Origin of the sequence: Pseudomonas sp. IT-P2 (assembly GCF_949767575.1) — a bacterium.
Classification (GTDB): domain Bacteria; phylum Pseudomonadota; class Gammaproteobacteria; order Pseudomonadales; family Pseudomonadaceae; genus Aquipseudomonas; species Aquipseudomonas pharyngis.
On record NZ_CATKQA010000011.1, the window covers coordinates 870,697 to 882,541 of the forward strand.

Here is an 11,845-nt window from a genome sequence, read left to right on the forward strand (position 1 = left end):
CACAAACTTGCGCACGCAAAAAACTATTCCATCAAATCCCACTTCCCGGACACTGAGCCTTGAGCATCATCCGCACCATCTGAAAGTTTAATTCGCAACTTCAAATTATTAATCGAGTCAGCGTTCTTCAAGGCTTCCCGTTCGTTGATCACGCCTTCCGACACCAACGCAAACAACGCTGCGTCAAATGTTTGCATGCCAAGTTCCGTGGACTTTTCCATGATGGGTTTGAGTTTGTCCAACTCGCCGCCCTGTATCAGATCGGCGACGGTAGACGTGCCGAGCAGCACTTCGACCGCTGCTCTTCGCTGCCCCGCCACTGTACGCACCAACCGTTGCGAGATGCAGGCTTTCAAATTATTGCCCAGCGCCTGCAACAGCTGCGGCTTACGCTCTTCGGCAAACATATTGATGATCCGGTCCAGCGCCTGATTGGCGTTGTTGGCGTGCAATGTGGACAGCACCAGATGACCCGTTTCCGCGAACGCCAATGCATGCTCCATGGTCTCGCGGTCGCGGATCTCGCCGATCAGCACCACATCCGGCGCCTGGCGCAGGGTGTTCTTGAGCGCCGCATGAAAGCTACGTGTGTCGACCCCGACTTCGCGCTGATTGATGATCGACTTCTTGTGTCGATGGATATACTCCACCGGATCCTCAATGGTGATGATGTGCCCGCTGCTGTGGCGATTGCGATGATCGATCAGCGCCGCCAGGGAGGTAGACTTGCCGGAGTCGGTAGCGCCCACGAACAGAATCAACCCCTGCTTGAGCATCACCGTTTCGAGCAGCACTGGCGGTAATTTGAGGTCTTCGAATCGCGGAATGTCGAGTTTGACGTTACGGATAACAATCGACACGTCGTTGCGTTGTTTGAAAATATTGACCCGGAAGCGGCCGATACCCGTTCGAGAAATCGCCAGGTTCATTTCCAGATCCCGGTCGAACTCACGGCGCTGCTCGGCGTCCATCAGGGAGGCGGCGACACTGCTCACCTCGCCGGGTTTGAAGGGCTGGTCGCTCAAGGGTGTCAGTACCCCGTCGAACCGCGCACTGGGTGGTGCACCGGTGGAAAGAAACAGATCCGAACCGTGACGGCTCGCCAGCAGTTTGAGCAGTGCGTCGATTTCCATGGCAAGAAACACCCGTGAAGCTTTCAATGAATCGCAAGGCCCGTCGTCGTGACGCAACGGGCCTTACAGCGTCTACCGCACTAGGATAGTAGACGCCGCCTCACCGACCGATGCTCAGGATTGATGTGATGAACGCTGTACCGAACACCAACGACGCCCAGGCATTGATTGCCCGAACCGACTGGAGCCGCAGCCCGCTGGGCGCCTCCGGCACCTGGCCACAGAGCTTGCGCACCGCGGTGGACATCGTGATTCACTCGCCGATGCCGATGCTGCTGTTGTGGGGTCCGCAATTGACCCAGATCTACAACAACGGCTTTGCGCTGCTGGCCGGCAGCAAGCATCCGCACGCTTTCGGACAGCCGGCACATCAGATATGGCCGGAACTTCGAGACTTTACCGACCCGATTTACAGCGCAGTCCTACAAGGCCAGGTGCGAACCTACAGCGAACGTCGCTTCACCCTGCAACGGGACGGCCAGGATTCCGACTTCTGGCTGGATTTGACCTACAGCCCGATCCGCGATGAAAGCGCGCAAGTGGCTGGCATTCTGGTCACCGCCATCGAAACCAACGAACGCCGACGCATCGCCCTGGAACTGCAGCAACGTTCCGAAGACAGCCTCAAGGCCCAGCGTCAAAGCGAAGAGCGCCTGCAACTGGCGCTGGCGGCCACCGATGCGGTCGGCACCTGGGATTGGGACATCGGCGAAGACCGCTTCATCGCCGATGCGCATTTCGCCCAGTTGCACGGTGTCGATCCGGCCCTGGCCGGTCAGTTGCCGATCAGCGAGTACCTGCACGGCGTGCACCCCGAAGACCGCGCAATGATCGCCCGCAGTATCAAGCATTGCATTACCCACGGCACCGAATACGCCGAGGAATATCGCCTGCTGCAAGCCAATGGGGAACTGCGCTGGGTGTTCGCGCGAGGGCGCTGCTACAAGGATCATCATGGCCGGCCGATGCGTTTTCTCGGCGCCGCCCTGGACCTGACCGAGCGCAAGCACACCGAACAGGCACTGCGGCAAAGCCAGACCGAGCTGCAACTGATCATCAACGCCATGCCGATCCTGATCAGCTATGTCGACCACGAAGAATGCTTTCGCCTGAACAACGCCGCGTACCTTGACTGGTACGGGCTCACGCCACAGGAGCTGTACGGTCGCACGATCCGCGAAGTGATCGGCGAAGAGGCTTATTTCCTGCGGGCACCGTACATCGCTGAAGCCCTCGCCGGTCGGCCCTGCTCGTTCAGCCTGTACACGCCACACCGCGACGGCAGCCAGCGGCATGCCTTGATGAATTACCTGCCGCGCCACGGTGCGGACGGTGCGGTGAACGGTTTCTACATCTTCGTGATCGACGAGACCGAACGCAAAAAGACCGAAGAAGCCCTGCGCAACCTCAACGAAACCCTTGAGGAACGTGTGAGCGCGCGCACCGAGCAACTGGCCCAGGCCAACCAGCGTTTGCAGAACGAGATGTTCGAACGCGAACGCGCCGAAGACGCCCTGCGTCACGCACAGAAAATGGAAGCGGTCGGCCAGCTCACCGGCGGCATCGCCCACGACTTCAACAACATGCTGACCGGCATCATCGGCAGCCTCGACCTGATGCAGCGCTACATCGCCAATGGCCGCGCCGATGAGATCGGCCGTTTCACCGACGCGGCGGTGTCCTCGGCCAACCGCGCAGCCGCGCTGACTCACCGCCTGCTGGCGTTCTCCCGACGTCAGTCGCTGGATCGCAAGACCATCGACGTCAATGAACTGATCCACTCGCTGGAAGACCTGATCCGCCGCACCAAGGGTGATCCGATCGAGCTCAAGTTGCGCCTCGCCGACAATGTCTGGTCCGTCAGTACGGATGTCAGCCAACTGGAAAACGCCCTGCTCAACCTGGTGATCAACGCCCGCGACGCCATGCCCGACGGCGGCGAGCTGTTGATCGAAACCGCCAACGTCAACCTCGACGGCAACGACATCACCACCCTCGAACCGGTCAAGGCCGGGGACTACTTGATGCTCGCGGTGAGCGACAACGGCACCGGCATGACGCCTTCGGTGCGCTCCAAGGCGTTCGATCCGTTCTTTACGACCAAACCCATCGGGCAAGGCACCGGGCTCGGGTTATCGATGATTTATGGCTTTGCCCAGCAATCGGGTGGACACGTCAGCCTCGACAGCCTGCCTGGCCAGGGTACCTGCGTGCGGCTGTACTTGCCGCGCCTCCACGCGCCGGAACCTGAGCAGCCATTGGCGGAAACGGTCAGCGAGACACCCACCCCCGCGACCGGCGAAAACGTGGTGGTGGTCGAGGACGATCCGGCGGTGCGCATGCTGGTCATGGATCTGCTCAAGGAGCTGGGTTATCGCGCCCATGAGGCCGAAGACGCCAAGAGTGCCCTGCCGCTGCTGGAGTCGGACATGCGGATTGACCTGCTGGTGACCGACGTCGGCCTGCCGGGCATGAACGGCCGGCAAATGGCTGAGATCGCCCGCCAGCATCGTCCGGGGCTCAAAGTATTGTTCATGACCGGTTACGCGCAGAAAGCCGCCGAACGCCAGGGCTTTCTGGAAGATGGCATGGACATGGTCGCCAAGCCGTTTTCCATCGAACAGCTGGCCGGCAAGATCCGCACGATGATCAGCCAAAATCCGTGACTTGAGGCATAATCCGCGCCCCGCCGTCACCCCGCTACAGGTATTGCACGATGAAAGCCCAAGCCCGCCATATTCTGGTGAAGACCGCCGAAGAGGCTGAAAAACTCAAACAACGCATCGCCAATGGTGAAGCGTTCGATGTGCTGGCGAAGAAGTTTTCTACCTGCCCGTCCGGCAAGCGCGGTGGTGATCTGGGTGAAGTGCGGCCGGGGCAGATGGTCGGTGCGATCGATGCGGTGATCTTCAAAAGGCCGCTGCGCACGGTGCACGGGCCGATCAAGAGCAAATTCGGGTATCACCTGGTGCAGGTGTTTTACCGCGATTGATCCAGTGCCCTGAAGGCGCGGCTTTCGGCAGCGCCTTCAGGAATCGGCATCAATCCCTGGGGATCAGCGCCCCAGGCACTTGAATGACCTGACTGGCCAAACGATGTCCCGCCTCCGCCGCCTGCGCAGGACTTGCGCCCGACAAGCGACTCGCCAGATACGCCGCACTGAACGAATCCCCCGCCGCCGTAGTGTCCACCACCTTTTCGACCTTCTGCGCCGGGACTTCAAACGCTTCCCCGTCGCAACGGATCAGACAGGCTTCAGCGCCGCGCTTGAGCACCACTTCCGGCGTGCCAATCTGCGCGTACGCGTCAAACACCGCGTCACAGTCCTCGAAATGGAACAGCGCCTGCTCGTCGTCCACCGTCAGCAATGCCAGATCGACATGGGGCAACACGCTGCGATACGCCGTCCGCGCCTCCTCCACCGATGCCCACAAACGCGGCCGATAGTTGTTGTCGAAGACGATTCGCGCATCACGCTGACGGGCTTCGATCAAGGTTTGAATCAGCTTTTCCCGACCCTGTGCGCCGAGTACCGCCAGCGTGATACCGCTGAAATACAACACGTCATAATCCGGCAGCGCCGCCAGAATCGGCGCAGCCGCCGGCGTGGTGAAGCAGTCGCGAACGGCGGCTTCGTTGCGCCAGTAAAGGAAGCGGCGCTCCCCGGCAGCGTCGGTCTGGATGCAATACAGGCCCGGCAGGCGACCGGGCAAACGCTGAACCAGATCCAAGCCAATGTTTTCATCGGCCCAACTGCGGCACATCGCATCACTGAAGCTGTCGTCACCCAGCGCCGTGACGTAATCGACCTGCGCCTTGTCGCCCATGGCGCGGGACAGATACACCGCCGTGTTCAGCGTGTCCCCGCCAAAGCTCTGTTGCAGGCTGCCATCGGCACGTTGCTGGAGTTCGATCATGCATTCGCCGATCAGGGCGATGCGCGGGGTGTTCGGACCCAACGGACTGAGCGTGTTCATCAGAAACAGGTTTCCATGGTTTCGATCACCGACAGCTGCTCGTCCACCAGCAGCCCTACGCGCCACTTGTCGAAGGTCAGGCACGGGTGCGAAGTGCCAAAGGAAATGATGTCGCCGACGCGCAATTCCACGCCGGGCGCCACGGTCATGAACGCGTGCTGGTCCATCACTGCCGTCACCTTGCAGGCGCCGACATCGTCGCCCACCGCTGGCAGCACACCGGCCTTGTAACGCAGCAAGGGCACCGGCATCCCGGCATCGAACGCCACGTCACGCTTGCCCAGGGCAATCACGGCAAAGCCAGGCTCGGGCATCGACTGCACGTGGGCCCAGACTTCCAGCGCCGGACGCAGCCCTTCGTGCAGGTCACTGCGACGATCGAGCACGCAGCACTGCGCCTCTTTATAAATGCCATGGTCGTGGGCCACGTAACTGCCGGGACGCAACACGCTGAGGAAACGCCCGCCAGCGTTCTGCGCCTCGAACGATTCGGCGATCAGGTCGTACCAGGCCGAACCCGACGCGGTGATGATCGGCTTGGCGATGGCGAATGCTCCGCTGTCCTGCAACTGCACCGCCAGGCGCACCAGCGAAGCCGCGAATTCACGGATGCCGCTGACGGCGTGATCGCCATGGATCACGCCTTCGTAACCTTCGATGCCGGTCAGGGCCAGCGCCGGTTGTGCAGCAATGGCCTTGGCCAGTTCGATGACTTCCTGCTCGCTGCGGCAACCGCAACGGCCACCGACCACGCCGTACTCGATCATCACGTTCAGCCGCACGCCACGCGACGCGAAGAAAGCGCCCAGATCGGCGACGTTGTCCCGGTGGTCGACCATGCAATAGAAATCGAAGCCCGAATCGGCCGCCAACAGATCGGCAATCAACGCCATGTTCGGCGTACCGACCAATTGGTTGGCCATCAGCACCCGGCGCACGCCGTGGGCGTATGCGGCGCGGGTCTGGGTGGCGCTGGCCAGGGTGATGCCCCACGCGCCGGCGTCGAGCTGACGACGAAACAACGCCGGGGTCATGCTGGTCTTGCCGTGGGGCGCGAGTTCGGCGCCGCTGTCGCTGACGAATTTCTGCATCCAGCGGATGTTGTGCTCCAGCGCTTCGCGGTGCAGCACCAGCGCCGGCAGGCTGATGTCACGCACCAGTTGCGCGCCGAGGGCGGCGTCGCCCTTTTCCACGGCAGCAGTGTTGTTGGCAGTCGTCATGGTCGAACTCCTCACAGTCGCGCCCGCAGGCAAGCGCGGTTATTCGTTGATTCGCCGGGCGAGGCTGTTGGCGCTCTCGATCAAGACCCGGCGATAGTCGTTGTAATTGTTCTTGGCATCGGCGCGCGGCGCGACGATGCACAGGGTGCAGATGGCCACGCCATTCGGGTCTTTGACCGGGGCGGCGAAGCAGTGGGTGAAGGTGTCGGCGACACTGTCGAAGGAGAAGAAACCGTCGATGCCGGCCTGACGGATTTCCGCCAGAAACGTCTCCATCGGCAGGCGTTCGCCATCCGGCAGGATGAAGTCGTCGGGGTCGATCAAATCGCTGATCTGCTGGTCACTCAAGTGCGCCAGCAGCAGGCGTCCCGAGGCGGTCCACGGGATTGGCGCGTTTTCGCCAATATCGGAAGAAATGCGGAAATGCCGCTCGCCTTCCTTCATCAGTGCCACCGTGTATTTGCGCCCGTTAAGCAGGCACATCTGCGCGGTTTCCCGGGTCTGGCTGACGATCTCCTGCAACGCGTGATCGGCCTCGCGACTGAGGTCGAAATGTCGCAAATGCGCCTGCCCGAGGAAGTACAGCTGACGACCGAGATAGACGTGACCATCCTTGCCCACCGGCTCCAGGATCCGCCGCTCGAGCAATGACGCCACCAGTTCGTAGACCGTGGATTTCGGGCTGCCGATGCCGTTGGCGATGTCGTTCGGGCGCAGTGGCTGGCCGATTTCCTTGAGGAAATCGAGGATATCGAACGCCCGGTCCAGACCGCGTGCCCGGCGCTTGATGGTGTCTTCGGTCATTTCTGTGGTTCCCATTCAAAGTGCCGGGAGTTTATCGCGAAAGATCGTTCCCATGCTCCGCGTGGGAATGCAGCCAGGGACGCTCTGCGTCCTTTGGAACGCGGAGCGTTCCTTGAGGCATTCCCACGCAGAGCGTGGGAACGATCCGCGTGCTGATCAGGCCTTTTTCTTGTACGCAATGCAGTCGATCTCGACCTTGCAGTCGACCATCATGCTCGCCTGCACACAGGCCCGGGCCGGTGCGTGTTCGGGCTTGAAGTACTCGCCGAAGACCTTGTTGAAACTGCTGAAATCCCGCGGATCGTCCAGCCACACGCCGGCACGTACCACGTCTTCCAGGCCATAACCGGCCTCTTCGAGAATCGCGATCAGGTTTTTCATGGTCTGGTGCGTCTGCTCGACGATGCCGCCCACAATGATCTCGCCATCCACCGCCGGCACCTGCCCGGAAACATGCAGCCAGCCATCGGCTTCAACGGCGCGGGCGAATGGACGCGGCTGGCCGCCAGCGGCGGTGCTGCCGGTGCCGTAACGAGTAATGCTCATGGGTGTTTCTCCTGATTGAAAAAGTGAAAAGTCAGAACCGCGTGCTTTTGAGAAATTCCGCCAGCCGCGGCGATTGAGGACGCTCGAACAGTTCCTTGGGAGGCCCCTGCTCTTCGATGCGCCCCTGATTCATGAAAACGATCTTGTCCGATACCTCGAAGGCAAAACGCATTTCGTGGGTCACCAGCAACATGGTCATACCGTCCTCGGCCAGGCCTTTGATCACGTTCAGCACTTCGCCGACCAGCTCCGGATCGAGGGCCGAGGTGACTTCGTCGAACAGCATCAGGCTCGGGTTCATCGCAATCGCCCGGGCAATCGCCACGCGCTGCTGCTGACCGCCGGACAACTGGCCGGGAAAATGATTGCGCCGTTCCAGCAGACCGACCCGCTCCAGCCATTTTTCGGCCAGGGCCACGGCTTCGTCCTTGTGCATCTTTTTTACTTTCAGCAGGCCGAGCGTGACGTTCTGCAACGCGGTGAGATGCGGGAACAGATTGAATTGCTGGAACGCCATGCCGGTCATCGCCCGATGACGGGCAATGACTTTTTCCGGGTGGCGCACGCGTTTGCCGTTGAGTTCGTCATAGCCGATGGATTCGCCGTCGAGCAGGATCTGCCCGCGCTGGAATTCCTCCAGCATGTTCACGCAGCGCAACAGCGTGGTCTTGCCCGAGCCACTGGAGCCGATCAGCGTCACCACGTTGCCGCGCTGCATGCTCAGGTCGACGCCCTTGAGCACTTCGACCGCGCCGTACTGTTTGTGCAGGCCACGGATGTCCAGCAGGGGCTGAGCGTTCTGGAGGTTGGAAACTTGAGCTTGAGTCATGGCAGGGCCACCCGCTTTTCAATGTGCCGGCCGAGTAATTCGATGCCGTAGTTGATGACGAAGAACAGAAAACCGGCGAACAGGTAAAACTCCAGGGTCATGAACGTCCGGGCGATGATCTGCTGAGTGCTGAGCAACAGCTCGGCCACGCCGATCACCGACAGCAAGGTCGAGGCCTTGACGATTTCCGTGGACGAGTTGACCCAGGTCGGCAGGATCTGCCGCAGCGCCTGAGGCAACAGCACGTAGCCGAGGGATTGATAGAACGTCAGGCCGATGGCCTTGCCGGCTTCCATCTGCCCGCGTGGCAACGCCTGCAACGCACCGCGCACGATCTCGGCTACGTGGGAGCCGCAAAACAGCGTCAGCCCGAGGGCGCCGGCCTGAAAGGCACTGATCTGCCAACCGAGCGCCGGTGCCATGTAGAAGCAGGCCAACACCAGCACGAACACCGGCGTGCCGCGAATCAGATCGACATAAAAGCGGAACGGCGCGCGCATCCAGAACTTGCCGTAAGTCAGCACCAGCCCGGCAAACACACCGATCACCGTGCCGAACAGAATCGCCAGCGCCGACACCTGCACGCTGGTCAGAAAGCCTTGCCACAAGGCTTCGCGGGCAATCCACAACTCATGCAACCAACTGGGGGATTGGTACATCGCAGCCTCCTATCGGCGGATCGCCAGACGCTGCTCGAGGTAACGCAGCAGCATGGCAATGAGGTAACAGGCCGCGACATACAACACCGTGGTTACCAGCCAGGTTTCGATCACCCGGTAGCTCTCGACGTTGATCTTGCGCGCGTAATAGGTCAGCTCCGGCACCGCGATCGCGGCGGCCAGCGAGGTGTCCTTGAACAGCGAAATGAAGTTGTTCGACAGCGCCGGCAGCACGTTGCGCAACATCACCGGCACGGTGACGTAGGCTTTCACCTGCCACTCGCCCAGACCGATGGCCAGCCCGGCTTCGCGCTGGCCTTTGGGGATGCTCAACAAACCGCCGCGGAACACTTCGGTCAGGTACGCCCCGGCATACAGCGACAGCGTGATGATGAACGACGGGATCTTGTCCAGCCGGATCCCCAGGCTCGGCAACGCAAAGTAGATCAACAGAATCAACACCAGAATCGGCGTGTTACGGATCACCGTCACATACACCGATGCCAGCACCCGCAAGGCGCGATGCCTGGACAGCAAGGCAAACGCCATCAGCAGGCCGATCACGCAGCCGATGGCGATCGACACCAGCGCCAGTTCGAGGCCCAGACCGAGCCCCGCCAGCAAGGTGTCGAAATCGCGCCACACGGCAGCAAAGTTCAACTGATAGTTCATGGTCGGCAGTACCTTGAGCGGGGCGCATCAGAGCGCCCCACTCTCACGGGATCATTTGAATTCGACAGGGAAACCGATGGCAGGCGATGGCAGATCGACGCCGAACCATTGCTTGAACGAGGCGGCATAAGTCGGGAACTCGACGCCGGTCATGGCTTCATGCAGCGCGGTATTGACGAAGTTCAGCCAGTCCTGATCGCCACGTTTGACGGCGCAGGCGTAGGTCTGCGGACTCCAGGCGTAAGTCGGGCTGCGGTAGCGGCCAGGGTTCTGCACCATCAGGTATTTGACCGAAGACTGGTCGGTGGCAGCGGCATCGGCGCGACCGGAGTTCACGGCCTGGTACATCAGATCGACGCTGTCGTACTGATCGACCTTGGCCTTGGGCAGCGCCTGATGCACCAATTCCTCGGCATACACGTTCTGCAATACGGCTACGGTCACGCCATCGCCCCCGGCCTGCAGGTCTTCGATTTCCTTGTACTTGCTGTTGTTCGGCAGCAGCAGGCCGACGCCTTCGCGGTAGTACGGCAGAGTGAATGCCACTTGCTGCGCACGGCTGGCGGTGACAGTGATGAACTGACAGCTCATGTCGACCTTGTCGGTCAGCAGGTTGGGAATCCGCGCATCGGACGACTGCACCACGAACTCGACCTTGCTCGGGTCATTGAACAGCCCTTTTGCCACCATCCGCGCGATGTCGATATCAAAGCCCTGCAACTTGCCGTCCGCGCCCTGGAAGTGCCACGGCGCGTTGGTACTGCCGGTGCCCACAATCAGTTTTCCACGGGCCAGGACGCTGTCGAGCTTGCTGTCGGCCGCTTCGGCCATACCCATGACAGCGGAAGAAGCCGCGAGAACAAAAACACACGCTTTGAACAAGGAAGGTCGGCGATGCATGGCAAGCACTCCAGAGGATTGTTTATTCCGCTATACCGGAACACGGTTTGTTACTACGGAATAGACAGCAGAAAGTGTGCCACAGGATTCGCGGGGAATCTGCACCCGTTTGAAAATTCACAGGAATCAAAGAGATACGTAAAACGGAAAAATAGAGAAACAGCGAGAGCGCGGAGCGTGCGCTACCGTTGGCTACAACAATGCGGGTAACAGGTTCCCAGTCGGTGCACGGGTGATCGATTCAGGGGCAGCGTTTATCTCCGAGAACCTAGCTCAAAGGTCGTCTATCGAAACTTTTATGGTCGGATCATTTTCCCGCTCCTTGCAGAGAGCTATCAGCTCCAGATCCTCAAGGCGATTCATAAGTGCCTCATCGATTCGTACTACGGAAACTGCTTTCAAACCTGCATCGCTGCCCATCAGGAGCTCCTATGATAAATGCCTGAAAACGATACCAGCTGCCTTGCCTCCGCGGATCTGAGTCTTCTGAGGGAATGCTCTTGCATCAAAGTAGGACGAAATCATCCTTTGCAGGACCTACCTGTAATTTCTGACAGTAGACCGCCGTTTTGCCCTGCTTTAACGTCAAAGGCCTTCCATATTCATTGTTCAGGAGGCTCCGATGACGACACCGACTCGATATTCAGCGTTGCCCCCGACGTACCGGAAAGTCTTGAAAGCCAGGCGCCTTGTTGTCCTGTATTTCTTCAACGAGCACTGCGGTGCCTGCGTGTCTTCCGGCCCCGTTTTTCTCGAGATCGCCAAGCCCTTTCGGCCCTGGATGGATATCTTCATGCTCGATACCGCACAGTCGTGTCGGCATCCGGATGTCAAGGGCACACCGACGGTGCTGTTCTACAAGGAAGGGGTTCTGGTCAAAATACTGAAAGGCATCGGTACAGAGGAATCCCTGCGTCACAACTTCACCCAACACCTCGGCAAAACCAGGCACTGCGCTGCACCACGCAAACCGAGCCATGACCTGAACTGGCTGCATCACACCCTCCGCACCCTCTGCACCGTCCACCGCGCAAAACGGTGGAACCTTTCCTGAAAGTGCCATCCAAGCGCCATCAGGCAGTTGCACCTTCGCTGCTATTGATCT

General features: G+C 60.3%; 13 protein-coding genes. 3 read left to right on the forward strand and 10 right to left on the reverse strand.

Annotated features, from left to right (window positions below):
• Nucleotides 1-23 precede the first annotated feature (23 nt).
• A complete protein-coding gene (locus ACM6JM_RS10670) occupies nucleotides 24-1,133 on the reverse strand; it encodes a PilT/PilU family type 4a pilus ATPase (protein ID WP_414881827.1) in 1,110 nt (369 codons plus the stop codon).
• 128 nt (nucleotides 1,134-1,261) lie between these two features.
• On the opposite strand from ACM6JM_RS10670, the gene ACM6JM_RS10675 reads away from it, so the two are divergent.
• Together ACM6JM_RS10675 and ACM6JM_RS10680 are read left to right on the forward strand one after the other, a co-directional pair.
• On the forward strand, nucleotides 1,262-3,799 hold the full coding sequence (locus tag ACM6JM_RS10675) for a PAS domain-containing protein (RefSeq protein ID WP_414881828.1): 2,538 nt from the start codon (nucleotides 1,262-1,264) through the stop codon (nucleotides 3,797-3,799).
• Nucleotides 3,800-3,849: 50 nt separating this feature from the next.
• Nucleotides 3,850-4,125, forward strand: a complete 276-nt coding sequence (locus ACM6JM_RS10680) for a peptidylprolyl isomerase (RefSeq protein ID WP_103385163.1) — start codon at nucleotides 3,850-3,852, stop codon at nucleotides 4,123-4,125.
• A 49-nt stretch (nucleotides 4,126-4,174) separates the two neighbouring features.
• On the opposite strand, the gene ACM6JM_RS10685 is transcribed toward ACM6JM_RS10680, so the two are convergent.
• The 9 genes from ACM6JM_RS10685 to ACM6JM_RS10725 all read right to left on the reverse strand — a co-directional run bounded on the left by ACM6JM_RS10685 (nucleotide 4,175) and on the right by ACM6JM_RS10725 (nucleotide 11,160).
• Nucleotides 4,175-5,110 (reverse strand): sugar kinase, encoded by a 936-nt coding sequence (locus ACM6JM_RS10685; protein WP_039768790.1) that lies wholly within the window; start codon nucleotides 5,108-5,110, stop codon nucleotides 4,175-4,177.
• Entirely contained in the window at nucleotides 5,110-6,330 is a 1,221-nt protein-coding gene (locus ACM6JM_RS10690) for an amino acid deaminase (protein WP_414881829.1), read from the reverse strand. Before ACM6JM_RS10690 ends, ACM6JM_RS10685 begins: the two co-directional genes overlap by 1 nt.
• Before the next feature lie 39 nt (nucleotides 6,331-6,369).
• On the reverse strand, nucleotides 6,370-7,134 hold the full coding sequence (locus ACM6JM_RS10695) for an IclR family transcriptional regulator (protein ID WP_039768792.1): 765 nt from the start codon (nucleotides 7,132-7,134) through the stop codon (nucleotides 6,370-6,372).
• A 156-nt stretch (nucleotides 7,135-7,290) separates the two neighbouring features.
• Nucleotides 7,291-7,680: a RidA family protein gene (locus ACM6JM_RS10700; RefSeq protein WP_007912330.1), complete on the reverse strand. Its 390-nt coding sequence runs from the start codon at nucleotides 7,678-7,680 to the stop codon at nucleotides 7,291-7,293.
• 31 nt (nucleotides 7,681-7,711) lie between these two features.
• Entirely contained in the window at nucleotides 7,712-8,509 is a 798-nt protein-coding gene (locus ACM6JM_RS10705; RefSeq protein WP_414881830.1) for an amino acid ABC transporter ATP-binding protein, read from the reverse strand.
• Nucleotides 8,506-9,168: an amino acid ABC transporter permease gene (locus tag ACM6JM_RS10710; protein ID WP_011334481.1), complete on the reverse strand. Its 663-nt coding sequence runs from the start codon at nucleotides 9,166-9,168 to the stop codon at nucleotides 8,506-8,508. Before ACM6JM_RS10710 ends, ACM6JM_RS10705 begins: the two co-directional genes overlap by 4 nt.
• A 9-nt stretch (nucleotides 9,169-9,177) precedes the next feature.
• On the reverse strand, nucleotides 9,178-9,840 hold the full coding sequence (locus ACM6JM_RS10715) for an amino acid ABC transporter permease (RefSeq protein ID WP_103385161.1): 663 nt from the start codon (nucleotides 9,838-9,840) through the stop codon (nucleotides 9,178-9,180).
• A gap of 51 nt (nucleotides 9,841-9,891) precedes the next feature.
• Entirely contained in the window at nucleotides 9,892-10,740 is an 849-nt protein-coding gene (locus ACM6JM_RS10720; RefSeq protein ID WP_039768800.1) for a transporter substrate-binding domain-containing protein, read from the reverse strand.
• Nucleotides 10,741-11,013: 273 nt separating this feature from the next.
• Nucleotides 11,014-11,160, reverse strand: coding sequence for a hypothetical protein (locus ACM6JM_RS10725; RefSeq protein WP_172829487.1), 147 nt, complete (start codon nucleotides 11,158-11,160; stop codon nucleotides 11,014-11,016).
• A gap of 202 nt (nucleotides 11,161-11,362) precedes the next feature.
• Between ACM6JM_RS10725 and ACM6JM_RS10730 the strand changes: the two genes are divergently transcribed.
• Nucleotides 11,363-11,794: a thioredoxin family protein gene (locus ACM6JM_RS10730; RefSeq protein WP_074690362.1), complete on the forward strand. Its 432-nt coding sequence runs from the start codon at nucleotides 11,363-11,365 to the stop codon at nucleotides 11,792-11,794.
• Nucleotides 11,795-11,845 lie beyond the last annotated feature (51 nt).

Coding starts and splice junctions, on each gene's coding strand:
- ACM6JM_RS10670 (WP_414881827.1), bottom strand. CDS start 1,133: ATGGAAATCGACGCACTGCTCAAACTGCTGGCGAGCCGTCACGGTTCG.
- ACM6JM_RS10675 (WP_414881828.1), top strand. CDS start 1,262: ATGAACGCTGTACCGAACACCAACGACGCCCAGGCATTGATTGCCCGA.
- ACM6JM_RS10680 (WP_103385163.1), top strand. CDS start 3,850: ATGAAAGCCCAAGCCCGCCATATTCTGGTGAAGACCGCCGAAGAGGCT.
- ACM6JM_RS10685 (WP_039768790.1), bottom strand. CDS start 5,110: ATGAACACGCTCAGTCCGTTGGGTCCGAACACCCCGCGCATCGCCCTG.
- ACM6JM_RS10690 (WP_414881829.1), bottom strand. CDS start 6,330: ATGACGACTGCCAACAACACTGCTGCCGTGGAAAAGGGCGACGCCGCC.
- ACM6JM_RS10695 (WP_039768792.1), bottom strand. CDS start 7,134: ATGACCGAAGACACCATCAAGCGCCGGGCACGCGGTCTGGACCGGGCG.
- ACM6JM_RS10700 (WP_007912330.1), bottom strand. CDS start 7,680: ATGAGCATTACTCGTTACGGCACCGGCAGCACCGCCGCTGGCGGCCAG.
- ACM6JM_RS10705 (WP_414881830.1), bottom strand. CDS start 8,509: ATGACTCAAGCTCAAGTTTCCAACCTCCAGAACGCTCAGCCCCTGCTG.
- ACM6JM_RS10710 (WP_011334481.1), bottom strand. CDS start 9,168: ATGTACCAATCCCCCAGTTGGTTGCATGAGTTGTGGATTGCCCGCGAA.
- ACM6JM_RS10715 (WP_103385161.1), bottom strand. CDS start 9,840: ATGAACTATCAGTTGAACTTTGCTGCCGTGTGGCGCGATTTCGACACC.
- ACM6JM_RS10720 (WP_039768800.1), bottom strand. CDS start 10,740: ATGCATCGCCGACCTTCCTTGTTCAAAGCGTGTGTTTTTGTTCTCGCG.
- ACM6JM_RS10725 (WP_172829487.1), bottom strand. CDS start 11,160: ATGGGCAGCGATGCAGGTTTGAAAGCAGTTTCCGTAGTACGAATCGAT.
- ACM6JM_RS10730 (WP_074690362.1), top strand. CDS start 11,363: ATGACGACACCGACTCGATATTCAGCGTTGCCCCCGACGTACCGGAAA.